Here is a 25825-nt window from a genome sequence, read left to right as displayed (position 1 = left end):
TTTCCTCTATCCTCCTGTGGGCGACCCTGTCGGGGCGCCTCTTTATGGTTGTCGTCTATAATTGCTTGCGGATAGTGTGCCATCTCTTTTTTCGGGACAATCATGAATTTCGTGACAGACCAATCGAGCCGCTCCGGCGAGGTGTTTTCTGCAGCCGATCTGGCGACCGAGGAGAGCCGCTCCTCGGCGACGCCGATGATGGAGCAGTTCATCGAGATCAAGGCGAACAACCCGGATTCGTTGCTTTTCTACCGCATGGGCGACTTCTACGAGCTGTTCTTCCAAGACGCCGTCGAAGCCTCGCGGGCGCTCGGCATTACGCTGACGAAACGCGGCCAGCACATGGGGCAGGAAATCCCGATGTGCGGCGTGCCGGTGCATGCGGCCGACGATTATCTGCAGAAACTGATCGGTCTCGGCTTTCGCGTCGCGGTCTGCGAGCAGATCGAGGATCCTGCCGAAGCCAAGAAGCGCGGCAGCAAATCGGTCGTGCGCCGCGACGTCGTCCGGCTGGTGACACCGGGCACGATCACCGAGGAGAAGCTGCTTTCGCCATCGGAAACCAACTATCTGATGGCGCTCGCGCGCATCAAGAGCGGTTCGGAACCGGCCTATGCGCTGGCCTGGATCGATATCTCGACCGGCATCTTCAGGCTTGCCGAAACGGGCGAGAGCCGGTTGCTCGCCGATATCCTGCGCATCGAGCCGCGCGAACTGATCCTCGCCGACACCGTTTTCCACGATCCGGAACTGCGCCCCGTGTTCGACGTGCTCGGCCGGGTGGCGGTGCCGCAACCGGCCGTATTATTCGACAGCGCCACCGCCGAGGGTCGCATCGCGCGCTATTTCAGCGTCAAGACGCTCGACGGCTTCGGCAGCTTTTCGCGCGCCGAACTGGCGGCGGCATCCGCTGCCATTTCCTATGTCGAAAAGACCCAGCTTGCCGAACGCCCGGCGCTTGGCACGCCCGAGCGCGAGAGCGCTGCCTCGACACTGTTCATCGATCCGGCGACGCGGGCCAATCTCGAACTCGTCAAGACCCTGTCGGGTGCCCGCGAAGGCACGCTTCTGAAAGCGCTCGACCGGACGGTGACGAGCGGCGGCGCGCGGCTCTTGGCCGAACGGCTGATGTCGCCGCTGACCGATCCCGATCGCATCAACCAGCGGCTGGATTCGATCGAGCTTCTGGCCGGCCAGCCCTCCTTTGCCGGCGATCTCAGGGATTCCCTCCGTCGCGCACCGGATATGCCGCGTGCGTTGTCGCGTCTGGCGCTTGGGCGCGGCGGCCCGCGCGATCTCGGCGCCATTCAGGCAGGCCTCCGTGCGGCGGCAACGATCTCGCGGCTGATGGCCTCGGGCAATCTCTCCGAGGAGCTTGTCGAGGCGCGCGCGGCGATCGACGCCTTGCCTTCGTCCGTCCTCGACCACCTGGATACAATGCTTGCCGACGAACTGCCGCTCCTCAAGCGCGACGGCGGCTTTCTGCGGCAAGGGGCAAGTGCTGACCTTGATGAAGTGCGGGGGCTGCGCGACCAGTCCCGCCGCGTCATCGCCGGGTTGCAGCTGCAATATTCCGAAGAGACCGGCATCAAGTCGCTGAAGATCAAGCACAACAACGTGCTTGGCTATTTCATCGAGGTGACGGCGGGCAATGCCGGCTCGATGACCGATACCGACGACGGCCGCGCGCGCTTCATCCATCGCCAGACCATGGCGAATGCGATGCGCTTCACCACCACCGCGCTTGCCGAGCTTGAGAGCAAGATCGCCAACGCCGCCGACCGGGCGCTGTCGATCGAGCTCGCAGCCTTCGAGGCGATGACGGCCGACGTCGTTTCGGCGGCTGAGATCATCAAGGCTGCGGCGCTGGCGCTTGCGACCGTCGACGTGTCGGCTGGCCTGGCGACGCTTGCCGAAGAGCAGAACTATGCCCGCCCCATCGTCGACCAGTCGCGCATGTTCGCCATCGAAGGTGGCCGCCATCCCGTTGTCGAGCAGGCGCTGAAGCGTCAGGCGGCCAACGCCTTCGTTGCCAATGGCTGTGATCTCTCGCCGCCACCAGGCGAAGAGGGCGGGGCGATCTGGCTTCTGACCGGTCCGAACATGGGCGGTAAGTCTACCTTCCTTAGGCAGAACGCGCTGATCGCCATCATGGCGCAGATGGGCACTTTCGTTCCGGCCGCGAGCGCCCATATCGGCATCGTCGACCGGCTGTTCTCGCGCGTCGGCGCCTCCGACGATCTTGCCCGCGGTCGCTCGACCTTCATGGTCGAGATGGTCGAGACGGCGGCGATCCTCAATCAGGCGACCGATCGCTCGCTGGTGATCCTGGACGAGATCGGACGCGGCACCGCCACCTTCGACGGTCTGTCGATCGCCTGGGCGTCCGTCGAGCATCTGCATGAGGCAAACCGCTGCCGCGGCCTGTTTGCGACCCACTTCCACGAGCTGACCGTGCTTTCGGAAAAGCTCGGCCGGCTTTCGAACGCGACCATGCGAGTCAAGGAGTGGCACGGTGACGTGATTTTCCTGCACGAGGTCGGGCCGGGTGCTGCCGACCGCTCCTATGGTATTCAGGTCGCCCGTCTCGCCGGCCTGCCGGCCTCGGTGGTCGCCCGGGCCAAGGACGTGCTGGCCAAGCTCGAAGATGCCGATCGCAAGAACCCGGCAAGCCAGTTGATCGATGATTTGCCGCTGTTCCAGGTGGCGATCCGGCGCGAAGAGGCCAAGCCCGCCGGGAACTCCAGGGTTGATGAGGCACTGAAGGCGCTCAACCCCGACGATATGACACCGCGCGAGGCGCTGGACGCGCTCTACGCCCTGAAAAAGGAACTGAGCGCCCGTTGACGGGTATGCCGTTTTTCCTGTGCATGCGTCGGTGAAAAAGGCTATACAGCGCCGCGCGCCCATCAAGGGCGTGGCGATGAGCCGGTAGTAATTTGAAATGCATGGTCCCGGTTCGGCCTTGATCGGATGGGAGCATGCAGGAATGCTCTTCATGCAGCGGACCACGCAACCAGTCGGACAGGACGCCCCTCGGCACTTCATGGGCAGACACGAAACCTCCTTTCCCGAAATTCTCGATGTCGCAGCGCTTCGGGCGAAGTGCGACTTCATCGCCTCGGCCCACGCCGAGCAGCGCGAACCGATGCGTCAGGCATTGCTCGTGACCTTCAAGCAGGCGAATGTCGCCGGCCGGGCCAAGGCGCGCGAACTGTTCTGTGCGGACGGTGCCGGCATTCTCTGCGCCGAGCGCATTTCCTGGCTGCAGGATCAACTGATCACCGTGCTGCACGATTTCGTGCTGAACGAGATCTTTGACGCGGCCAATGCGCCGCCGGCCTCACGCATCGCGGTGGCGGCCGTCGGTGGTTACGGCCGGGGAACGCTTGCGCCCGGCTCGGACATCGACCTGCTCTTTCTGCTTCCGGTGAAGAAGGCCGTCTGGGCAGAGCCGGCGATCGAATTCATGCTCTACATTCTGTGGGATCTGGGCTTCAAGGTCGGCCACGCGACCCGTACCATCGACGAATGCATCCGTCTGTCGCGTGCCGACATGACGATCCGCACGGCCATTCTCGAAACGCGCTACATCTGTGGCTCCGAGACGCTGAGCGCCGAGCTCGAAACGCGTTTCGATCATGAAATCGTGCGCAACACCGGCCCGGATTTCATCGCTGCCAAGCTTGCCGAGCGCGACGAGCGCCACCGCAAGGCCGGCGACACGCGCTACCTCGTCGAGCCCAACGTCAAGGAAGGCAAAGGCGGGCTCCGCGATCTGCACACGCTGTTCTGGATCGCCAAGTATTTCTACCGGCTCAAGGATACCGCCGATCTCGTCAAGCTCGGCGTGCTGTCGCGACAGGAGTTCAAGCTTTTCGAGAAAGCCGAGGACTTCCTCTGGGCAGTGCGCTGCCACATGCATTTCCTGACCGGCAAGGCCGAGGAGCGGCTGTCCTTCGACATTCAGCGCGAGATCGCCGAGGCGCTCGGCTACCACGACCACCCCGGCCTTTCGGCGGTCGAGCGCTTCATGAAGCACTACTTCCTGGTGGCCAAGGACGTCGGCGATCTCACCCGCATCTTCTGTGCCGCGCTCGAAGACCAGCAGGCCAAGGACGCGCCGGGCCTTTCCGGCATCATCGGCCGCTTCACCCATCGCAGCCGCAAGATCGCCGGCACGCTCGATTTCGTCGATGACGGCGGGCGCATCGCGCTGGCGAGCCCCGACGTCTTCAAGCGCGATCCGGTCAACCTGCTGCGCTTCTTCCATATCGCCGACATCAACAATCTCGAGTTCCACCCGGCAGCGCTGCGCCAGGTGACGCGGTCGCTTGGCCTGATCAAGCCGCAGCTGCGCGAGAACGAGGAGGCCAACCGGCTGTTCCTGTCGATCCTGACCTCGCGCCGCAAGCCGGAGCTGATCCTTCGCCGTATGAATGAAGCGGGCGTGCTCGGCCGCTTCATTCCGGATTTCGGCAAGATCGTCTCGATGATGCAGTTCAACATGTACCACCACTATACGGTGGACGAGCATCTGCTGCGGGCGGTCGACATTCTCTCGCGTGTCGAGCGCGGCATCGAGGAGGACGCCCATCCGCTGGTCGCCAAGCTGATGCCCGGCATCGAGGACCGTGAGGTGCTCTATGTCGCCGTGCTTCTGCACGACATCGCCAAGGGGAGGCCGGAGGATCATTCGGTCGCCGGCGCCAAGGTGGCGCGCCGGCTCTGCCCGCGTTTCGGCCTGACGCCGAAGCAGACCGAACTTGTCGCCTGGCTGATCGACGAGCATCTGACGATGTCGATGGTCGCCCAGACCCGCGACCTCAACGATCGCAAGACCATCGTCGACTTCGCCGAGCGGGTGCAGTCGCTCGACCGGCTGAAGATGCTGCTGATCCTCACCGTCTGCGACATCCGCGCCGTCGGCCCGGGCGTGTGGAACGGCTGGAAGGGGCAGCTGCTCCGCACACTCTACTACGAAACCGAACTTCTGCTTTCGGGCGGCTTCTCCGAGCTGTCGCGCAAGGAGCGCGCGGCGCACGCGGCAACGATGCTGAGCGACGCGCTGACCGACTGGCCGGCGAGCGAGCGCGAAGCCTATGTGCGCCTGCACTACCAGCCCTATCTGCTAACCGTGGCGCTCGAGGATCAGGTGCGTCATGCGCGCTTCATCCGCGAGGCCGATGTCGCCGGCAAAGCGCTGTCGACCACGGTGCGCACGCACCAGTTCCATGCGATCACAGAAATCACCGTGCTGTCGCCCGACCACCCGCGGCTGCTGACCGTCATCGCCGGCGCCTGTGCTGCGGCCGGCGCCAACATCGTCGACGCGCAGATCTTCACCACCTCGGATGGCCGCGCACTCGATACCATTCTGGTCAACCGCGAGTTTTCCGTCGACGGCGACGAAACACGCCGGGCGGCCAGCATCGGCAAGCTGATCGAGGACGTGCTGTCCGGCCGCAAGCGTCTGCCCGAGGTGATCGCCAGCCGCACCAAGGTGAAGAAGCGCAACAAGGCCTTCACCGTTACGCCGGAAGTGACGATCAGCAACACGCTGTCGAACAAGTTCACGGTCATCGAGGTCGAGTGCCTCGACCGCCCCGGTCTGCTGTCGGAAATCACCGCCGTCCTGTCGGACCTCTCGCTCGACATTGCCTCGGCGCACATCACCACCTTCGGCGAAAAGGTCATCGACACCTTCTACATCACCGATCTCGTCGGCCAGAAGGTCACCAGTGAAAACCGTCAGATGAACGTCGCCGCCCGCCTCAAGGCCGTCATGGCCGACGAGGCCGACGAGGTTCGAGACCGGATGCCGTCCGGTATTATCGCGCCTGCCGCAGGCACGTCCTCCGCTCAAAGAACGACAAAAGCCGAAACATGAGTCTGGTCAAGAAATTTGCAACCGTCGGCGGCGCCACGCTCGGCAGCCGTCTGTTCGGCTTCATCCGCGAAACCTTCATGGCGGCGGCCCTCGGCACCGGCCCGGTCGCCGATGCCTTCAACACCGCTTTCCGCCTGCCCAACACCTTTCGCCGGCTCTTTGCCGAGGGCGCCTTCAATTCCGCCTTCGTGCCGCTCTTTGCCAAGGAGATCGAGGCGAACGGCATGGAAGGGGCGCGGCGGTTCTCCGAAGAGGTCTTCGGCGTTCTCTTTACGGTGCTTTTGTTCCTGACGGTAGCGATGGAACTGACGATGCCCTTCATCGTCAGTAACCTGATCGCGCCCGGCTTTGCCAACGATCCGGCAAAACTCGGCAACACCATCGTCTTCGCGACGATCATGTTCCCCTATCTCGCCTGCATGTCGCTCGCGGCGATGATGGCCGGCATGCTGAATTCGCTGCATCGCTATTTTGCCGCGGCGATTGCGCCGGTGTTCCTCAACATCATCCTCATCGGCGTCCTCGGTTATGCCTGGTACATCGGCCAGGATCCGATTGCCGTCGGCTACGGCCTCTCCTGGGGCGTGATGGCGGCCGGCCTCGTGCAGCTGGCGATCGTCTGGATCGCAGTGCGGGATGCGGGCATCAAGATCGGATTCCGCCGTCCGCGGCTGACGGCGAATGTCAGGCGGCTGCTGGTGCTGGCGTTGCCGGCCGCGATCACCGGCGGCATCACCCAGATCAACTTGCTGATCAACACCAACATCGCCTCGGCGCAGGAAGGCGCGGTATCGTCGCTCGTCTATGCCGACCGCATCTACCAGCTCCCGCTCGGCGTCGTCGGCATTGCGGTCGCAACCGTGTTGCTGCCGGAACTGGCGCGCGCGCTGCGCTCGGGCAACGTCAACGAGGCGTCGAACCTGCAGAACCGCTCGGTGGAGTTCACCCTGTTCCTGACCTTGCCGGCCGCAGCTGCCCTGCTCGTCATGTCCGAGCCGATTGTCCGGCTCTTGTTCGAGCGTGGCGAGTTCCACGCGTCGTCCACGGTGGTCGTCGGCCATATCCTGGCGATCTACGGTCTCGGCCTGCCGGCCTTCGTGCTGATCAAGGCGTTCATCCCCGGCTTCTTTGCCCGCGAAGACACGCGCACGCCGATGATCTTTGCCGGTATCTCTGTGGCGGTGAACGTGTCGCTGGCGCTGACGCTGTTTCCGCGGCTGGGCGCGAGCGGCATCGCCACCGCGGAAATCGTCGCCGGCTGGGTCAATGCCGTGCTCCTGTTCGGCATGCTCGTCTGGCGCGGCCATTGGGGACGCGACATCCCGCTTTTGACCCGCATTCCCCGTCTCGTCATCGCCGCTGCCGGCATGGCGCTCGCACTGCATCTTGCCCTTCAATGGCTGACCTACGAAGTGTCGTCGGCAGCGCCGCTGATCGTGCGCGCAACCACGCTTTGCGGTCTGGTCGCCGTCGCCATGGTGATCTATTTCGCGCTCGCTTTCGGTATCGGCGGCGCCAATCTCGGCATGATCCGCCGCAACATGAAGCGCAAGGCGAAGGCCAAGGCAGACCCTGCACCGGCGCCGGACGCGGACGCCTGATCCACCCTGCGATGTAGCGCCCGGCGCCGATTTCATTCGGCGTCGCGAACCGGCGTTCGGACCACTTGATTGCACCCGGCCCGACGTGCATAAGCCATGCCGTTAGCAACATGGGCCATAGGCCCTGGGGCCCTCCACCAGCCTATTGAGGACGACATGAACGAATTCAAGCCGCTCGTATTTTCCGGTGTGCAACCGACGGGCAATCTCCATCTCGGCAATTATCTCGGCGCGATCCGCAAGTTCGTGGCGCTGCAGGAAAACAACGATTGCATCTATTGCGTCGTCGACCTGCATTCGATCACCGCCCAGCTCGTGCACGAGGACCTGAAGGGGCAGATCCGCTCGATCGCCGCCGCCTTCATCGCGTCCGGCATCGATCCGGAAAAGCATATCGTCTTCAACCAGTCGGCCGTGCCGCAGCATGCCGAACTCGCCTGGATCTTCAACTGCGTCGCCCGCATCGGCTGGATGAACCGCATGACCCAGTTTAAGGACAAGGCCGGCAAGGACCGCGAGAACGCCTCGCTGGGCCTGCTTGCCTATCCGAGCCTGATGGCCGCCGACATCCTCGTCTATCGCGCCACCCATGTTCCTGTTGGCGACGACCAGAAGCAGCATCTCGAATTGACGCGCGACATCGCCCAGAAGTTCAATATCGACTTCATGGAGCATATCCGCGCCCGCGGCTACGGCGTCGACATGGTCGTCGGCGAAGAGCCGGTCCATGCCTATTTCCCGCCGGTGGAGCCGCTGATCGGCGGCGCGACGCCGCGCGTCATGTCGCTGCGTGACGGTACCAAGAAGATGTCGAAGTCCGATCCGTCGGATCTTTCGCGCGTCAACCTGATGGATGACGCCGAGACGATCTCCAAGAAGATCCGCAAGGCCAAGACCGACCCGGATGCGCTTCCGAGCGAGCTCGAAGGCCTCAATGGGCGCCCCGAGGCGGACAACCTCGTCGGCATCTACGCAGCACTTTCCGACAAAACGAAGGAAGAGGTGCTGGGCGAGTTCGGTGGCCAGCAGTTCTCGGTGTTCAAGCCGGCCCTGGTGGACCTGGCGGTCGAGGTTCTGTCGCCGATCACCGGCGAGATGCGTCGCCTGATGGGCGACACCGCCCATATCGACGCCATTCTTCGCAACGGCGGCGAGCGTGCGCGGGCACGGGCGGAAAAGACGATGAGCGAGGTTCGCGAAATCATCGGATTTCTGCAGTAAAAGGCGAAAATGAGACCTTGCGGCGGTTTATCTGGAATGTAATGTTCGCCGCATGGTCTCGACCCGACTCTCACGACTTGAAGGTCACCGCCGCAAATTCATGGCGGTGATCGACGATACCCCGGAATGCGGCCGCGCTGTCCACTATGCTGGCATGCGCGCCAAGAATTCCAATGGTGGTCTCGTCCTGCTCTATATCATCGCCGACGGCGACTTCCAGCAATGGCTGGGGGTCGAGGAAATCATGCGTGCGGAAGCGCGCGAAGAGGCAGAAGCGACGCTTGCCAAGGTGGCGCAGTCCGTGCGCGAGCGCATCGGGATAGAACCCGAAATCGTTATCCGCGAAGGGGCTGCAACCGAGCAGATCCATTTGGCCATCGAAGAGGATCGCGACATCGCCATCCTGGTTCTGGCGGCGGGCTCGGCAAAAGAGGGTCCCGGTCCGCTGGTGTCGTCGATCGCTGGCAAGGCGGCCGCCTTCCCGATCCCGGTGACGGTCATCCCGGATCTCTTGACCGACGAGGAAATCGACGCGCTGAGCTGAGCTGCGTCCCTTTGCGCCTTGCGAGCGCGGAACGAAGATCTTATATTCTTTTGAATTATTCTAAAGAGCCGGTTGAGAACCGATCCCGGCGAGACGGAGAGAGACATGTTCATCCAGACCGAAGCCACGCCGAACCCGGCCACGCTCAAGTTCCTGCCGGGCAAGGTCGTTCTGGAAAGCGGCACTGCCGAATTCCGCGATGAGGAAGAAGCCCGCGCCGGCTCGCCGCTTGCCGCTCGGCTGTTCTCGATTCCCGGCGTCAGTGGCGTCTATTTCGGCTACGACTTCATCACGGTCAGCAAGGAAGGGCAGGAGTGGCAGCACCTGAAGCCCGCCATCCTCGGCTCGATCATGGAGCACTTCATGTCCGGTGCGCCGATCATGGCCGGAGCAGGTCGTGCCGAGCAGCTGGATGAGGAAGACGAATTCTTCGAGCCCGGCGACGAGACCATTGTCGCAACCATCAAGGAATTGCTCGAGACCCGGGTTCGCCCGGCCGTGGCGCAGGATGGCGGCGACATCACCTTCCGTGGCTTCAAGGACGGCACCGTGTTCCTGAACATGAAGGGTGCCTGCTCGGGCTGCCCGTCGTCGACGGCAACTCTGAAGCATGGCGTGCAGAATCTGCTGCGTCATTTCGTTCCCGAGGTAGAAGCGGTCGAAGCCGTCTGATATCGCGATAGCGAACGGCTGCGTCTCCTGAGGCTGCGGCCGGTCTCCTGGCTGAGTAAGCGTAACCGCGATGCCAATCGGGCCTCGCGGTATGATGCGTCTGGAAATCGCTGTAACTGAAATGATCGTACTTGCCATCGACACATCCGGATCTGGCTGTTCCGCTGCCATCTATGACAGCGGCTCGTCGAGCGTTCTCGGGCAATCCGGGGCCGACATCGGCCGTGGCCATGCCGAGAGACTGATGGAGTTCGTCGACGAGGCGCTCGCCAGTGCGGATCGCCCGATCGGCGATATCGATCGCATCGCCGTCACCATCGGCCCAGGATCGTTCACCGGCATCCGTGTCGGGGTAGCGACGGCGCGTGGTCTGGCGCTTGCGCTCGGCAAGCCGGCGGTCGGTGTTTCCTCGCTTCATGTTCTCGCGGAAGAGGCCCGTGCCGCGGCACCGGGAAAATCCGTGCTGGTCGCAATCGACGCCAAACGCGACGAAGTCTACGTCCAGGCCTACGATGCAGCGGGCCATGCCGTCACCGAGCCGGAAGCCCTTTCGGTCACGGATGTGCGCGAGCGCTTTGCCGGTTTCGATGGATGCGTCGCCGGTTCGGGCGCCGAACTCCTCGCCTCCGTACCACCGGTCAAGGTTGCCGATCTCGTCGATATCGCCGTCGTCGCGCGGCTTGGCGCCGTCGCAGATCCAGCCTCGGCCAAGCCGAAGCCGCTATATCTTCGAGGGCCCGATGCCAAGCCGCAAGCGGGCTTTGCCGTTGCCCGAGCCTAGACACCGATGAGCTTCACCGATTACTTCACGCGCCGTGCTGAGTTCGACATCTTCCCGTTGGAAGAGCCGGATCTCATCGCTGCCGCCGGTCTGCATCGTCAGCGCTTCGCGGCCCCCTGGAGCGATGGCGAAATCCATGCGCTTCTCGTCCAGGACACGGTGTTCGGCTTTGTCGCCCGACAGACCAACGGTTCGTTCCGGCCCGCCTTCGGCGGTTTCGTTTTGTCGCGTGCCGTCGCCGGCGAGGCCGAAATCCTGACCATCGGCGTCGATCCGCGCTATGCCCGTTCCGGTCTCGGCTGGCGGCTGATGCAGGCGGCAATGCGCGAAGCTTCGGTCAAGGGCTCCGACACCCTGTTCCTCGAAGTGGACGAGACCAATCAGGCCGCGATCGGGCTTTACCGTAAGCTCGGCTTCCTCAAGGTCGGCGAACGCCGCGCCTATTACCAGGACAAGGCAGGACAACGCACCGCTGCGCTTGTCATGCGGCTCGATCTTCGCTAGTGCCAACCGGACTGGTTTGGCACGTATCGGATGAGCCAGGCCCTCGCACAACCATGCGGAGTGGCGCGTGAACGGCGCAGGAAATCCTTTTCGATGATCAATTGGCTGCGGATAGCCTTGTTCGCGCTGGTGCTGGCGATGGCCTCGCTCGTGCTGATGCCGATCCAGATCGTCTGCCTCTGGCTGGATCTGAAGCCGCGCCGCCTGCTACCGCGCTACTGGCATCGCATGGCCTGCTACCTGCTTGGCATCAAGGTTCGGGTGCACGGCATGCCCGAACGCCGCCGGCCCTTGCTGCTGTGCGCCAACCACGCCTCGTGGAAGGACATCCTGGTGCTGTCTTCGGTCGCCGACGTCGTCTTCGTCGCCAAGTCCGAGGTCAAGCAATGGCCGGTCTTTGGTGTTCTGGCGCGATTACAGGCGTCGATCTTCGTCGTGCGCGAGCAGAAGCGGGCGACGGGAAAGCAGGTCAGCGAGATCGGCCAGCGGCTCGCCGGCGGCGAGATCGTCGTGCTCTTCCCGGAAGGCACGACCTCGGACGGCAACCGCCTGCTCGAAATCAAGACGTCGCTGTTCGGTGCAGCCGCGTCGGCCGTGCCGCATTCGCCGACCGGTCTGGTCCACGTCCAGCCGGTCGCCATCTCCTATACGGGCATTCATGGAATGCCGATGGGGCGCTTCAACAGACCAATCGCGGCCTGGCCGGGTGATACCGGTCTGGCGCCGCATCTGCTCGGTATCCTGCGCGAAGGGGCGATCGAGGTGGATGTCGATTTCGGCGAGGCCGTCGATTATGACCACCACACCAATCGCAAGGAAGTCAGCCGCGTCATCGAGCAGCGCATTCGCTCGATGCTGTCGGACCGCCTGCGCGGTCGGGCTTGACGCCGCCTGCGCCGTGAACGCCGGCAGGCGAAAATACTTCAATTCTGGCCCGCTTTGCACTAAAGAACCGGCATGACCCAGGAAACAGCTCTTCTGTCGACGCCCGCAACGGGCGACGAACGCACGCCGGCCCGCAAGGTTTTCGTCAAGACCTACGGCTGTCAGATGAACGTCTACGATTCCGATCGCATGTCGGACGCGTTGACGCGCGACGGCTATGTCTCGACGGATGTGCTTGAGGATGCCGATTTCGTGCTGCTCAACACCTGTCATATCCGCGAGAAGGCGGCAGAGAAGGTCTATTCCGAACTCGGCCGCCTGCGCGATCTGAAGAAGGCGAAGGCGCTCGAGGGGCGCGAGATGGTGATCGGTGTCGCTGGCTGCGTTGCCCAGGCCGAGGGCAACGAGATCCTGCGCCGGGCGCCGGCCGTCGATCTCGTCATCGGACCGACCACCTATCACCGCCTGCCGGAAGCGCTGAAACGCGCCCGCAACGGCGAGCGCGTCGTCCAGACCGATTACGCCGTCGAGGACAAGTTTGAGCATCTGCCGGCACCGGACAAGGCCAGGACCCGCGCACGCGGCGTCACGGCCTTCCTGACGGTGCAGGAAGGCTGTGACAAGTTCTGCACCTTCTGCGTCGTGCCCTATACACGCGGATCGGAGGTTTCCCGTCCCGTCGCCCAGATCGTTTCGGAGGCTGAGAAGCTGGTCGAAGCCGGCGTGCGCGAGATCACCCTGCTCGGCCAGAACGTCAACGCCTGGCATGGGCTCGGGCCTGACGGTCGCGAATGGGGCCTCGGCGATCTCTTGCAGTGTCTCGGCGACATCGAGGGGCTGGCGCGGCTACGTTACACCACCAGCCACCCGCGCGACATGGATGACAGCCTCATCGAGGCGCATCGATCGATGCCGAAATTGATGCCTTATCTGCACCTGCCGGTCCAGGCAGGCTCTGACCGCATCCTCAAGGCGATGAACAGGCGGCATACCGCGGCCGAGTATCTGGCCCTCATCGAGCGCATCCGTGCGGTGCAGCCGGACCTCGCTTTGTCGGGCGATTTCATCGTCGGCTTCCCCGGCGAGACCGACGAGGACTTCGAAGCGACCATGAGGCTGGTCGAGGTCGTGGGTTATGCACAGGCATTTTCGTTCAAATATTCCACCCGTCCCGGCACGCCCGGCGCCGACCTCGACGATCAGGTTCCGGAGGACGTTAAAGCCAAGCGTCTGGAAAGATTGCAGGCTTTGCTGATTTCGCAGCAGCGCGCCTTTGCCGAATCCTGTGTCGGGCGCGAAATCGACCTGCTCCTGGAGAAGCCGGGCCGCATGCCCGGGCAGCTCGTCGGTCGTTCGCCATGGCTTCAGCCTGTGAATGTTGATGCAAAAGCATCGCAAATCGGTGACATTATCAAGGTGCGAATCATCAAGGCGGGACCGAACAGTCTGTTTGCCGAGATGATCGGGTAAGGACCGGAAACGAGGAGCCTGAACCGCTTGAACGGACACGAACTGATCTCTTCATCATCGCGCCAGTCGAAAACAACTGCGACAGACGCCAATCACTTCGTGCTCACTTTCGAGAACAACCGGTTCGCCAGCGAACTCTTCGGGCAGTTCGACCAGAATCTGAAGCTTCTTGAAGAGCGACTCCGGATCGAAGCGCATCCGCGCGGCAATTCCGTTGCGATCTCCGGTGATGTCGTCGCCACCAATCAGGCGCGCCGCGCACTCGATTTTCTCTATGGACGGTTGCAGAGTGGCGGATCGATCGATACGTCGGATGTGGAAGGCGCGATCCGCATGGCGGTCGCCGCCGACGATCAGCTGCAATTGCCGACCATGGAGAAAAAAGCCAAATTGACGATGGCGCAGATTTCAACGCGCAAGAAGACGATCGTCGCCCGCACGCCGACGCAGGATGCCTACATCCGTGCGCTGGAGCGTTCCGAGCTCGTCTTCGGCGTCGGTCCGGCCGGTACCGGCAAGACCTACCTCGCGGTTGCCCATGCGGCGCAGCTTCTTGAGCGCGGTGCCGTCGACCGCATCGTGCTTTCCCGTCCGGCCGTCGAAGCCGGAGAGCGCCTCGGCTTCCTGCCGGGCGACATGAAGGAGAAGGTCGACCCCTATCTGCGGCCGCTCTACGATGCGCTCTATGACATGATGCCGGGCGACAAGGTCGAGCGTGCCATCACGGCAGGCGTCATCGAAATCGCGCCACTCGCCTTCATGCGCGGCCGCACGCTTGCCAATGCCGCCGTCATTCTTGACGAGGCCCAGAACACCACATCGATGCAGATGAAGATGTTCCTGACCCGTCTTGGCGAAAACGGCCGGATGATCGTGACCGGTGACCCGAGCCAGGTCGACCTGCCGCGCGGCGTCAAGTCGGGCCTGGTCGAGGCCTTGCAGATCCTGCGCGGCGTCGAGGGTGTCTCGGTCGTGCGGTTCAAGGACGTCGACGTCGTGCGCCATCCGATGGTGGCGCGCATCGTCCGGGCCTATGAGGCGCAGACCGCCGTGCACGATGAAAGCGAGCAGAGCGACCGCTGATTGGCGGTTGTCGCGATCATGACTGCATTGGATATCCAGATCAGCGTCGAGGAGGGCAACTGGCCCGACGAAGAGACGCTTCTCGCCCTTTCGTCGCCGGTGCTCGAGGCGGCGGCAGCCTTCCTGATTGCGGAAGAAGGCCAGCCGTTCCCGAAGACGCAACCCGAGTTGTCGCTGGTTTTCACCGACGACGCTTCCATCCGCACGATCAATGCCGAATGGCGCAGCCAGGACAAGCCGACCAACGTGCTTTCCTTCCCGGCATTTCCGCTGACGCCCGGCAAGATGCCGGGGCCGATGCTCGGCGACATCATCGTTGCGCGCGAGACGCTCGAACGCGAAGCAGTGGATCTGGAGAAGACTTTCGACGCGCACCTGACGCATCTTCTCGTGCATGGATTCCTGCATCTTTTCGGTTATGATCATATGGTAGATGATGAAGCCGAAAGAATGGAAAGCCTGGAGACTCGCATTTTGGCGCGTCTTGGCTTATCTGATCCCTACGGGGACCGATCCCCGGATTAACAGTTTGGACCAATGAGCGACTTTAAAACACAGCCCGTCGCAATGGCGACCGAGGAGGCCGATGCCTCCGGAGAGGCGGAGGCGGGCAGTAGTAGCACCGCCACTCGACAAGAGGGCACCAAGACCACATCGTCCTTCTGGAGCCGGGCCGCGCGCATTTTGCGTGGCGCCAATCCTTCGAGCCTCCGCGAGGACCTTGCCGACGCGCTGCTGACGGATGCCGACAGCAACACGGCATTTTCGCCCGAAGAACGGGCGATGCTCAACAACATCCTGCGCTTCCGCGAAGTCCGCGTCGAAGACGTGATGGTTCCGCGCGCCGATATCGAAGCCGTCGACCAGAGCATTACCATCGGTGAACTGATGGTGATCTTCGAGGAGTCCGGGCGCTCCCGCATGCCGGTCTATAACGAAGGCCTCGATGATCCGCGCGGCATGGTCCACATCCGCGACCTGCTCGCCTATGTCACCAAGCAGGCCCGCAACCGCCGCCGCAACGGCAAGGCGCCGGCGACGGCCGTGTCCGCGCCGGCTGAAAAGGCCCCAAGGTCGCCGAAAGCGACCTTCGATCTGTCGCGTGTCGATCTCGGCAAGTCGCTGGAGGAGGCGGGCATCATCCGCCAGCTGCTGTTCGTGCCGCCGTCGATGCTGGCATCGGACCTGATGCAGCGCATGCAGGCCGCCCGCATCCAGATGGCGCTCGTCATCGACGAGTATGGCGGCACTGATGGTCTCGTTTCGCTGGAAGACATCGTCGAGATGGTCGTCGGCGACATCGAGGATGAGCATGACGATGACGAGGTCATGTTCGCCAAAACCTCTGAGGACGTCTTCGTCGCCGACGCCCGCGTCGAGCTGGAGGAGATTGCCGAGGCGATCGGCTCCGATTTCGATGTTCGCGAACAGCTTGAAGATGTCGATACGCTCGGCGGCTTGATCTTCGCGTCGCTGGGGCGGATCCCGGTTCGGGGCGAGGTGGTGCAGGCGCTTCCGGGCTTCGAATTCCAGATTCTCGATGCCGATCCTCGCCGCGTCAAGCGCGTGCGCATCATGCGCAAGCGTCCGCCGGCCCGTCGCCGCGTGGTGCGCTCCGAAGGCGAGCTGGCGCAGGAACAGGCAGCCGCCAATCGCGGCAACGGCGCCGAGCCGCAACAGGCCTCCGCCGGAGAGCAATAGGCTTTTCCACACACCGCACTCCCAGCGAAGCTCGGTCTGATCTTCGCTGGGAACGGCAACCGATCTTCGATCGGTGGCGTCTCCTCTGCGCGTCAAATTCGACGTGTGGTGCTGCTACTGCATAATTCCTTAAATCGGAATCGATTTAAGGAGAAAATTATGCAGCAGGATTCAAGCGTTACAGCGTCCTTTGCGCGTCATATTTGACGCACGGCGCTGTAAGGGGACAAGCAGCCACTTTTTTGGAACACTGCCGGCAACTGATTCGGTTGTTCTTCCCGCGCAGCGCCCGTGTTCTGCGGCCTGCGCCAACAGGAGGCTGCATGGAAAGACTGGCTGGCAGGATCATGCTTCTGTCGGGCGTGCCCCGGCTATTGCTCGCGTTCGTCGCGGGTCTCCTGGCTGTTCTGACACAGCCACCGTTCGGCATCTTTGCGGCCGCCTTCATTTCCTTTCCTGTTCTCGTCTGGCTGCTTGACGGCGCGACCGGCCACCCGGACGGAGGTCTGATCCGGCGGCTCTGGCCGGCGGCCTCGATCGGCTGGGCGTTCGGCTTCGGTTATTTCCTCGGCGGGCTCTGGTGGCTTGGCAACGCCCTCCTGGTCGAGGCGGACAGCTTCGCCTGGGCATTGCCGCTGGCCGTCGTCGGGCTTCCGGCGCTCCTGGCCTTGTTCTACGCGCTCGCTACTCTGATTGCCCGCATCCTCTGGTCGGATGGCGTGGGTCGGATTGCGGCGCTGGCGCTGGCCTTCGGTGTCGCCGAATGGCTGCGCGCCGTCATCTTCACCGGGTTTCCCTGGAATGCGGTCGGCTATGCGGCGATGCCGATGCCGCTGATGATGCAGTCGGCAAGTGTCGTCAGTCTCGCGACCATCAATATGCTGGCGGTCTTCGTCTTTGCGGCACCGGCCCTGATCGCCACCGGCAAGGGCAGCCGAATTGGCCTCAGCGTTGCTGTGGCGCTTTTCGCGGCCCATATCGGCTTCGGCTTTTATCGGCTTGCCTTGCCGGCGCCCGCCGGACCGGATCAGCCGCTTGCCGTTCGCCTCGTTCAGCCGGTGATCGATCAGGCAAAGAAACTCGATGATAGCGCGCGCGGCGCCATCTTCGAGGAGCATTTGGCTTTGACCACGGCACCGGCGGAAGGCGGAGCCAGGAAACCCGACATCGTCGTCTGGCCGGAAACCTCGATCCCGTTCATCCTCACCGACAGTCCGGATGCGCTTGCACGCATTGCCGAAGTGCTTGACGACGGGCAGATCCTCATTGCCGGTGCGGTGCGGGCGGAAGATGCCGGCGCCGGCCTGCCGCCACGCTACTACAACTCGATCTACGTCATCGACGGGCGCGGGCAGATCATCGGCGCTGCCGACAAGGTGCACCTCGTTCCTTTCGGCGAGTATCTGCCGTTCGAGGACTTGCTCTCCTCCTGGGGGCTGAGTTCGGTTGCAGCCGCCATGCCGGGCGGGTTCTCGGCGGCCAAGACCCGCTCCATGTTGACCTTGCCCGGCGGGCGCACGTTCTACCCGCTCATTTGCTACGAGGCGATTTTTCCAGGCGAGATCGGAGCCGACGCGCGCGGCGCCGACGCACTGCTCAACATCACCAACGATGCCTGGTTCGGCGACACGCCGGGTCCGCGCCAGCACTTCCATCAGGCGCAGTTGCGTGCAGTGGAAACGGGGATACCCCTTATTCGTGCAGCCAATAATGGTATATCAGCGATTGTTGATGCACGTGGGGTTTTAGTGGTAGGATTAGCCTACAATTATAGGGGAGTGGTCGACACAATTCTGCCGGGTAGGATGCCTACGTCCACGGATGAGGTCACACGTAGCCGAATTTTGGGGTTGTGCGCAATTTTCCTCCTGCTGGTTGCAGTCTTCTCGCGCGTTAGTTTTAATATTAGGAAGAATTGACCTAAAACCCCTAAAATTGCATAGTAGTCCGAACCATTGGTTTGTGCTGTGGCGACTTTTTTGTCGTCACCGTTGCGGTTGCAGCGGTGGGCGGTGTCCTCACGCCAGTCCGTGGATGAACGAAACAGCGTGTTTAGGAACGCAGATATGATGGAAAATAAGAAGAAGCCGAACCCGATCGACATTCATGTCGGTAGCCGGATTCGCCTTCGCCGCACGATGCTTGGCATGAGCCAGGAAAAACTGGGCGAAAGCCTGGGCATCACCTTTCAGCAGATCCAGAAGTATGAAAAAGGCACGAACCGCGTTGGTGCCAGCCGGTTGCAGAACATTTCCGGTATCCTGAACGTACCCGTTTCCTTCTTCTTCGAAGATGCTCCCGGCGAAAACACCAATGCTTCCGGCCTGGCCGAAGCCTCCAGCTCGAACTACGTTGTCGATTTCCTCTCTTCCTCGGAAGGCCTTCAGCTCAATCGTGCTTTCGTCAAGATCACCGATCCCAAAGTGCGTCGCAAGCTCGTCGATCTCGTCAAGGCGCTGGCTGCGGAAGCAGAAAGCGAATAGTCCCAAAACCCATCGGGATTGAAAAACAAAGCGGCCTCTAGTGCCGCTTTTTTCATGTCCGCTGTTCCCTCTGATATCCGAAGTGATTGGCGCCGATATTGATATAAAGATATATTTATGTCGTTGTTCGCTTGTTTTTCGGTCGCAAAACCACTAACACGATGCCAGCGCTTATCTTCTTGAGGGGAATTCCCGCATGCGTGCAAACTACCTGTTCACGAGTGAGTCCGTAGCCGAAGGCCACCCGGACAAAGTATGTGACCGTATCTCCGACGAGATCGTCGATCTCGTCTACCGCGAAGCAGCCAAGACCGGTGTCGATCCCTGGGGTGTGCGCATTGCCTGCGAAACGCTGGCAACGACGAACCGCGTTGTGATCGCCGGCGAAGTCCGCCTGCCGCCGAGCCTTCTGAAGAAGGACAAGAACGGTAACGACGTCATCAACCCCTCGAAGTTCAAGTCTGCCGCACGCAAGGCGATCCGCGACATCGGCTACGAGCAGGACGGTTTCCACTGGAAGACGGCGAAGATCGACGTGCTCCTGCACTTCCAGTCCGCGCACATCGCTCAGGGCGTCGATAACGCGTCCGACAAGCAGGGTGAAGAAGGCGCTGGCGACCAGGGCATCATGTTCGGTTACGCATGCCGCGAGACCTCTGAACTGATGCCGGCGCCGCTCTATTACTCGCACCGCATCCTGCATCTGCTCGCCGCAGCCCGCAAGAAGGGCGACGGCGAAGTCGCCAAGCTCGGCCCGGACGCCAAGAGCCAGGTCACTGTTCGCTATGTCGACGGCAAGCCGGCAGAAGTCGTCTCGATCGTTCTGTCCACGCAGCATCTCGACGAGAGTTGGGATTCGGCCAAGGTTCGTGCGGTCGTCGAGCCCTATATCCGCGAAGCTTTCGACGATCTGAAGATCGCCAGCGATTGCACCTGGTACATCAACCCGACCGGCAAGTTCGTCATCGGCGGTCCGGATGGTGACGCCGGCCTGACGGGTCGCAAGATCATCGTCGACACCTATGGTGGCGCAGCTCCGCATGGCGGCGGTGCCTTCTCGGGCAAGGACACGACCAAGGTCGACCGTTCGGCTGCCTATGCAGCCCGCTACCTCGCCAAGAACGTTGTTGCCGCCGGTCTCTCCGATCGTTGCACGATCCAGCTTTCCTACGCTATCGGCGTTGCCCAGCCGCTCTCGGTCTACGTCGACCTGCACGGCACCGGCAAGGTCTCCGAGGACCAGGTGGAAGATGCGATCCGCAAGACGATGGACCTGTCGCCGACCGGTATCCGCCGTCACCTCGACCTCAACAAGCCGATCTATGCCAAGACCGCGGCCTACGGCCACTTTGGTCGCAAGGCCGGTCGTGACGGCTCCTTCTCCTGGGAGAAGCTTGATCTGGTCAAGCCGCTCAAGGAAGCCATCGGGGCTTGACGCTTCGACATTTGCCGGACACAGAACGTCCGGCCGCTAAAGCTTTAGGCGGATGCCCCCGAAAGGGGTGTCCGCCTTGCTCGTTTAAGGAAGATTGTCATGACTGAACCGCGCCGCAGCCGCGCTACGGAAGCCTTCTTCGGACGCCGCAAGGGCAAGCCCTTGCGCGAGCGCCAGGCGGCCCATCTCGAAACCATTCTGCCGAAACTGAAGCTTGATCTTGCCGCCGCCGCGCCGCAGGACATGAAGGCGCTCTTTCCCGAGCCGGTCGAACGCATTCGTTTGGAAATCGGTTTCGGCGGCGGCGAGCATCTGATCCATCGTGCGGCCGAGAACCCTTCTACCGGTTTCATCGGCGTCGAACCCTTCGTCAACTCCATGGCAAAGCTGATCGGGCAGATCGAAGAGAAGGGCGTCTCCAACATTCGCCTCTACAATGACGACGCCACGCAGGTTCTTGACTGGATGCCGGCGGCTTGCGTCGACCAGATCGACCTGCTCTATCCGGACCCCTGGCCGAAGCGCAAACACTGGAAGCGCCGGTTCGTCTCCAGCGTCAATCTCGACCGATTTGCACGGGTGCTGAAGCCGGGCGGTCTTTTCTGCTTTGCGTCCGATATCGATACCTACGTCAACTGGACGTTGCTGCACTGCCGCGACCATGCGGCCTTCGAATGGACGGCCGAACAGGCATCGGACTGGTTGACGCCTTACGAGGGCTGGCCGAGCACACGCTACGAGGCCAAGGCGCGTCGGGAAGGGCGGAGTTCCGCCTATCTTACCTTCCGTCGCGTTTAAGCGGCGGTCTACGCGCAAACGATTTGGGACGCTCGAGGCGTTGCAGCCTCTGTTGCGCGTCAGATTTGACGCGCGGCGTTGTGGCATTCCGTCGGCGAAGTTCGTCGCGGCTTATAATCAATGCAGGCTGACGGTCTTCAGATCGTCTTCTGCAGCCTTGTAGAAGGTGCTGGAACGGTTGTCGGTCAGAAGGATCGGGGTGCCGTCCGCACCGAACAGGGCCCACAGATCGATGCCCGGTCCCATTTCCGGCGCTTCCGGGAAGCAACGGGAAACCTCTTCCGAACGCATCTTTCTGATATAGCCGACTTCGCCCTCTCCCAGATGTGCGAGGTCGTTCATGGACAATGACGAGGTGATGGCTTTCAGTCCCATGGTGGTACTCCGTGGTCGCCGGCCAGGGGAAAATCCCGCCGGTTATCCTACTCTGGGACTGAAATGTTAATTTTCTTTACCATACGGACCGGTTCCGGCCGAACGAGATCGACCGAGAGCAGGCCGTTGCGCAATTCAGCGCCAAGCACCTTCATGCCGTCGGCAAGCACGAATGTGCGCTGGAACTGCCGGGCGGCAATGCCACGGTGCAGGTAGTCGCGATCGCCGGTATCGACCTGACGGCCGCGAATGACGAGCTGGTTTTCCTCGGTCGTGACATCGAGATCTTCTTCGGAAAAGCCGGCAACGGCGAGCGTGATGCGCAAACGCTCCGGCGCGTCGACAGAATCGTCGCCGCGGATGCGTTCGATATTATAGGGAGGGTAGCCGTCATTGCCCTTGGCGATACGCTCGAGGGTCTTTTCCATTGTGTCGAAACCCAGCAGGAGTGGGCTCGTGAAAGGCGTAATTCTGCTCATTCCCAAGTCCTTGTAAGATCAAGCGACCATTATCCGGACCTGCCAAGCAGCATCCTCCCCTTAATATGGTAGCTGTGCGCAATGAGCGCAAGCCGCTTGCCTCCGGCGTGCACGCAAATCATAGTCCGCAGCGCGAGAATCCAAGGAGGAACACCAGCGTGCCTGTGCCGAGAAAAATAATCATAGACACTGATCCCGGGCAGGACGATGCCGCCGCCATCATGCTCGCTTTCGGCAGTCCGGAAGAAATCGATCTCCTGGGGATCACGACGGTTGCCGGCAACGTTCCTCTGGCAATGACGGCGCGCAACGCCCGCATCATCTGCGAACTGTGCAACAGGACCGACGTCAAGGTTTTCGCCGGCGCCGACCGGCCGATCGCCCGCCCGCTCGTCACCGCCGAGCACGTGCATGGCAAGACCGGTCTCGACGGGCCGACGCTCTACGAGCCGAAGATGGCGCTTCAGGCCCTGCATGGCGTCGACTTCATCATCGAGACGCTGCGCACCGAGGCGCCAGGTACGGTGACGCTCTGCACGCTTGGTCCCTTGACCAACGTCGCGCTCGCCCTTCAGAAAGCTCCTGATATCGCGCCGAAGGTGCGCGAACTGGTGATGATGGGCGGCGGCTTCTTCGAGGGTGGCAACATTACGCCGGCGGCCGAATTCAACATCTATGTCGACCCGGAAGCGGCCGACATCGTCTTCCGTTCGGGCATCCCGATCGTCATGATGCCGCTTGACGTTACCCACCGGGTGCTGACCCACAAGGCGCGCGTGGCGAAGATCCGCGAGATCGGCAGCGCACCGGCGATCGCCATGGCCGAGATGCTGGAATTCTTCGAGCGGTTCGACATCGAGAAATACGGCACGGACGGCGGGCCGCTGCACGATCCGACCGTCATCGCCTACCTCCTGCGGCCGGAGCTTTTCACCGGTCGCGACTGCAACGTCGAGATCGAAGTTCAATCGCCGCTGACAACGGGCATGACCGTGGTTGACTGGTGGCAGGTGATGGGCCGCAAGCACAATGCCAAGGTCATGCGGCACATCGATGACGAGGGCTTCTTCGACCTGCTGACGGAGCGACTGGCGCGCATCTGACCGCTGCTGATCACAACGACAAAAGAAAACGGCGCCCCGAGAGGCGCCGTTTTTTGTTTTTTGGACTTCCGATCAGAACTCTTCCCAATTGTCCTGGGCGAGCGCGTTGGCGCCTGACGTCTGTGTCAGGACGCGCTGGGTCGATGGCGTGTAGCCGGCGCGCGCAGCACTGGGTGCCGGACGGGCATCGCGGGCAGGGGCAGGTGCGGTTGTCGGGCGTTCTGCCGTGCGCATGCGCTCGGCTGTGCCGCGTAGCATCTCCGCCGAGTTCGGCTGGGCTGCCGTCGTTCCCGAGCGCTGTGCGACGCGGAAGCGGGCGACCAGCGTGCTGAGCGAGCGTGCTTCCTCGTTGAGCGCCATGCCGGCGGCGGTGGTTTCTTCCACCATCGCTGCGTTCTGCTGGGTCACCTGGTCCATCTGATTGACGGCCGAGTTGATCTCCTTGAGGCCGACGGCCTGTTCGGAGGCCGAGCTTGAGATCTGGCGGATGAGGCCGTTGATCTGGACGACCTGTTCGGCGATCTTTTCAAGCGCACCGCCGGCGCGACCGACGAGATCGACGCCTTCGCGCACCTGGCCGGCCGAGGTGTTGATCAGCGTCTTGATCTCCTTGGCAGCGTTTGCCGAACGTTGGGCAAGCTCGCGGACTTCCTGGGCGACGACGGCGAAACCCTTGCCGGCGTCACCGGCGCGTGCTGCTTCGACGCCGGCATTGAGCGCCAGCAAGTTGGTCTGGAAGGCGATCTCGTCGATGACGCCGATGATGCGGCTGACTTCGTGCGACGATTGCTCGATGCCCTTCATCGCGGCAATCGCCTTCTGCACGACTTCGCCGGACTGTCCGGCATCGCTGCTGGCCACTTCCACCGACTTGGCGGCGACCTTGGCGTTCTCGGCGCTGGCGTTGACCTGCGAGGTCAGCTCGTCGAGGGCTGCTGCCGTCTCTTCCAGGCTTGCCGCCTGCTGTTCGGTGCGGTGCGACAGATCATTGGCGGCACTGCTGATCTCGCTGGTGCCGTTGCCGATGTTGACGACGGAGTGGTTGACGGTGCGGATCGTCTCTTCGAGGCTATCCATCGTCGCGTTGAAGTCGCGCTTCAGCTGGGCGTATTCACCGGGGAACTCGTCGGTGATGCGGAAGGCGAGATCGCCGGAGGAAAGGTGCGACAGACCCTTGCCGAGGCGGGCGACGATGTCGCGCTGAAGGGCGCTGGATGAGGCCCGCTCGGTCTCGGAACGGCCGCGCTCGTGCTCCGCCTGCTCCCGCTCGTGGCGCGCTTCGCCCTCCAGCCGCTTGGTGTCGGCCAGCTGGTGACGGAAGCCTTCGAGCGCCTTTGCGACCTGGCCGGTCTCGTCGGAGCGCTCCTGACCGGTGATCGAATTGGCGTAGTCGCCGTTGCTGAGGTTGCGGACGTCGTTGACGAGGCCTGCGAGCGGCTTCTGGACGAAACCACGGACAGCGAAATAAAGGCCGAGCAGCACTGCGCCGAGGACGACGAGGCCACCGATGATCATCATGTAGGTCTGGTCGCGGACCGGAGCGTTGATCGCTGTGCGTGGCACGTCGACGAGCACGATCCAGCTGGTGTTCACGCCGGATACGGCGAAGGGGTAGACGACGCGGTCGAACGGCTCGTTACCATCGTAAGACAGGTTCTTGATCACGCCCGAAGTCCCGGAAGCCAGTGCCTTCTTGACGATCTCGTTGCCTTCACCGTCATAATCCTTGAGCAAAAGCTCCGGGATCGGCGCGACCAGCCACTTGCCGGTCTGGGACAGCAGATAGACGCGGCCGGTTTCGAACGGCTTCAGTTTGGAGAGGCCGTCCGCCAGTGAGGCGAGCGAAATGTCGACGCCGGAAACGCCGATCAGCTTGCCGTTGGACATGACGGGATAGGCGATCGAGCTCATTGCGGTCGGGACGTCGGTGTCCTGCGCGGTGTAGGGCGGCGTGATCGCGCCCTTGCCGCTCTTTGCAGCAAGGCTGTACCATTCCGCAGCGTAGTCCGCGCGGAAGGTCGAGAACTGGATCTCGTTGTTGCGGTTCTTGGACCAGTAGGGCGCGAAGATGCCTTCCTCGTTGGCACCCAGCTCCTTGTTGTTGGCCACGTCCTCCTTGCGGCCGTCGAAGGCCTTGGGCTCTTCGGCAAACCAGCTGCCGAAGGCAAAGGGGTTCTGCTCGAGATTGGCCCTGAGGATGTTGATCACGCCGGCGCGTTCCATCGATTTTTCCGCATGGCTGCGGCCAAGGATGCCGGCCATCGAGCGCGAAGCGCTTGCCAGCTCGCCGATGCCGCCGGCGATATCAGAGGCGATGGCTTTTGCTTCGCCGCTTGCCTGATCGAGTACCAGCGTCTCGACGCGGTCCTGTGTCTGGGAGATGAGAACGAAGTTCGAGGCGAGCAACACGAGCGCGATCGTGCCGCCCGTCACCGCGATCAGCTTGGTCGCCAGCGATTTGGCTTGGAACTTGAACATGAAATCCTCACGTGCTGGGAGGTCCGCAGGCTGAGACCTGCGGCGAACGCATTTCACAATGTGGGTGAAACTCCATCATGGAGCGCCAGATGCCAACCGGCATTAAGGAGGCTGCCCATCCCTTGGGGAAACGGCTTTCTCAAGGTCTTGAATAGACGATCAAATCTTAAGATAGGGCCAACGCAACGGCTAATTCATGCCCCGCTCATGGAGAATCTGCACGCAGAGTTTTACCTCCGCGACAAAGGCTGTCCGGATTGCGCAAACGCTGGCGATGAACTGAATTCTAGGTCGTCTTCCCGGACGTACTGTCCCGTCGGGA

General features: G+C 62.4%; 21 protein-coding genes. 18 read left to right on the top strand and 3 right to left on the bottom strand.

All coding sequences use genetic code 11. From position 1 onward, the window contains the following. Nucleotides 1–102 precede the first annotated feature (102 nt). The 17 genes from mutS to trmB all read left to right on the top strand — a co-directional run bounded on the left by mutS (nucleotide 103) and on the right by trmB (nucleotide 21068). Nucleotides 103–2847: a DNA mismatch repair protein MutS gene (gene mutS, locus ABIE33_RS06385; protein ID WP_429122740.1), complete on the top strand. Its 2745-nt coding sequence runs from the start codon at nucleotides 103–105 to the stop codon at nucleotides 2845–2847. Nucleotides 2848–3046: 199 nt separating this feature from the next. Beyond that, entirely contained in the window at nucleotides 3047–5890 is a 2844-nt protein-coding gene (locus ABIE33_RS06380) for a [protein-PII] uridylyltransferase (RefSeq protein WP_429123144.1), read from the top strand. Continuing rightward, on the top strand, nucleotides 5887–7491 hold the full coding sequence (gene murJ / locus ABIE33_RS06375) for a murein biosynthesis integral membrane protein MurJ (RefSeq protein ID WP_429122738.1): 1605 nt from the start codon (nucleotides 5887–5889) through the stop codon (nucleotides 7489–7491). Before ABIE33_RS06380 ends, murJ begins: the two co-directional genes overlap by 4 nt. Nucleotides 7492–7647: 156 nt before the next feature. After that, a complete protein-coding gene (gene trpS / locus ABIE33_RS06370) occupies nucleotides 7648–8712 on the top strand; it encodes a tryptophan--tRNA ligase (RefSeq protein WP_429122735.1) in 1065 nt (354 codons plus the stop codon). 52 nt (nucleotides 8713–8764) lie between these two features. Continuing rightward, the gene (locus tag ABIE33_RS06365) at nucleotides 8765–9256 is read left to right on the top strand and encodes a universal stress protein (protein ID WP_429122732.1); all 492 of its coding nucleotides are present in this window, start codon (nucleotides 8765–8767) and stop codon (nucleotides 9254–9256) included. Nucleotides 9257–9361: 105 nt separating this feature from the next. Beyond that, complete coding sequence (locus tag ABIE33_RS06360; protein WP_112809093.1) at nucleotides 9362–9928, top strand: NifU family protein; 567 nt, start codon at nucleotides 9362–9364, stop codon at nucleotides 9926–9928. A 121-nt stretch (nucleotides 9929–10049) separates the two neighbouring features. Continuing rightward, nucleotides 10050–10709 (top strand): tRNA (adenosine(37)-N6)-threonylcarbamoyltransferase complex dimerization subunit type 1 TsaB, encoded by a 660-nt coding sequence (gene tsaB / locus ABIE33_RS06355; RefSeq protein WP_429122728.1) that lies wholly within the window; start codon nucleotides 10050–10052, stop codon nucleotides 10707–10709. A 6-nt stretch (nucleotides 10710–10715) separates the two neighbouring features. Next, nucleotides 10716–11213, top strand: a complete 498-nt coding sequence (locus ABIE33_RS06350) for a GNAT family N-acetyltransferase (RefSeq protein WP_429122725.1) — start codon at nucleotides 10716–10718, stop codon at nucleotides 11211–11213. Nucleotides 11214–11306: 93 nt separating this feature from the next. Then, nucleotides 11307–12098, top strand: coding sequence for a lysophospholipid acyltransferase family protein (locus ABIE33_RS06345; protein WP_429122722.1), 792 nt, complete (start codon nucleotides 11307–11309; stop codon nucleotides 12096–12098). A 72-nt stretch (nucleotides 12099–12170) separates the two neighbouring features. Then, the gene (gene miaB / locus ABIE33_RS06340) at nucleotides 12171–13568 is read left to right on the top strand and encodes a tRNA (N6-isopentenyl adenosine(37)-C2)-methylthiotransferase MiaB (protein ID WP_429122719.1); all 1398 of its coding nucleotides are present in this window, start codon (nucleotides 12171–12173) and stop codon (nucleotides 13566–13568) included. Between the two features lie 27 nt (nucleotides 13569–13595). Continuing rightward, complete coding sequence (locus tag ABIE33_RS06335) at nucleotides 13596–14651, top strand: PhoH family protein (protein WP_025425708.1); 1056 nt, start codon at nucleotides 13596–13598, stop codon at nucleotides 14649–14651. A gap of 18 nt (nucleotides 14652–14669) precedes the next feature. Beyond that, the gene (ybeY, locus tag ABIE33_RS06330; RefSeq protein ID WP_429122715.1) at nucleotides 14670–15176 is read left to right on the top strand and encodes an rRNA maturation RNase YbeY; all 507 of its coding nucleotides are present in this window, start codon (nucleotides 14670–14672) and stop codon (nucleotides 15174–15176) included. 12 nt (nucleotides 15177–15188) lie between these two features. Next, nucleotides 15189–16352: a hemolysin family protein gene (locus tag ABIE33_RS06325; protein ID WP_429122713.1), complete on the top strand. Its 1164-nt coding sequence runs from the start codon at nucleotides 15189–15191 to the stop codon at nucleotides 16350–16352. Nucleotides 16353–16675: 323 nt separating this feature from the next. Further along, a complete protein-coding gene (gene lnt / locus ABIE33_RS06320) occupies nucleotides 16676–18271 on the top strand; it encodes an apolipoprotein N-acyltransferase (protein WP_429122710.1) in 1596 nt (531 codons plus the stop codon). Between the two features lie 147 nt (nucleotides 18272–18418). Next, a complete protein-coding gene (locus tag ABIE33_RS06315; protein WP_429123141.1) occupies nucleotides 18419–18835 on the top strand; it encodes a helix-turn-helix domain-containing protein in 417 nt (138 codons plus the stop codon). Nucleotides 18836–19031: 196 nt separating this feature from the next. Next, on the top strand, nucleotides 19032–20270 hold the full coding sequence (gene metK, locus ABIE33_RS06310) for a methionine adenosyltransferase (RefSeq protein WP_429122709.1): 1239 nt from the start codon (nucleotides 19032–19034) through the stop codon (nucleotides 20268–20270). A gap of 99 nt (nucleotides 20271–20369) precedes the next feature. Next, complete coding sequence (gene trmB / locus ABIE33_RS06305) at nucleotides 20370–21068, top strand: tRNA (guanosine(46)-N7)-methyltransferase TrmB (protein ID WP_429122706.1); 699 nt, start codon at nucleotides 20370–20372, stop codon at nucleotides 21066–21068. Nucleotides 21069–21185: 117 nt separating this feature from the next. Here the strand turns inward: trmB and ABIE33_RS06300 are convergent, their stop codons facing one another. Together ABIE33_RS06300 and ABIE33_RS06295 are read right to left on the bottom strand one after the other, a co-directional pair. Further along, the gene (locus tag ABIE33_RS06300) at nucleotides 21186–21443 is read right to left on the bottom strand and encodes a DUF1150 family protein (RefSeq protein ID WP_112809081.1); all 258 of its coding nucleotides are present in this window, start codon (nucleotides 21441–21443) and stop codon (nucleotides 21186–21188) included. Nucleotides 21444–21490: 47 nt separating this feature from the next. After that, a complete protein-coding gene (locus tag ABIE33_RS06295; RefSeq protein ID WP_053248867.1) occupies nucleotides 21491–21922 on the bottom strand; it encodes an Hsp20 family protein in 432 nt (143 codons plus the stop codon). A gap of 158 nt (nucleotides 21923–22080) precedes the next feature. Between ABIE33_RS06295 and ABIE33_RS06290 the strand changes: the two genes are divergently transcribed. Continuing rightward, nucleotides 22081–23025 (top strand): nucleoside hydrolase, encoded by a 945-nt coding sequence (locus ABIE33_RS06290; protein ID WP_429122701.1) that lies wholly within the window; start codon nucleotides 22081–22083, stop codon nucleotides 23023–23025. Nucleotides 23026–23097: 72 nt separating this feature from the next. Here ABIE33_RS06290 and ABIE33_RS06285 read toward each other — a convergent pair whose 3' ends face one another. Beyond that, nucleotides 23098–25503 carry a methyl-accepting chemotaxis protein gene (locus ABIE33_RS06285; protein ID WP_429122698.1) on the bottom strand — a complete coding sequence of 802 codons (2406 nt, stop codon included), beginning with the start codon at nucleotides 25501–25503 and terminating at the stop codon, nucleotides 23098–23100. Between the last annotated feature and the right edge of the window lie 322 nt (nucleotides 25504–25825).

The organism is Ensifer sp. 4252 (genome assembly GCF_050434565.1).
In the GTDB taxonomy this organism is placed as follows: Bacteria; Pseudomonadota; Alphaproteobacteria; order Rhizobiales; family Rhizobiaceae; genus Ensifer.
This window is presented reverse-complemented; position numbering and strand designations above follow the sequence as displayed.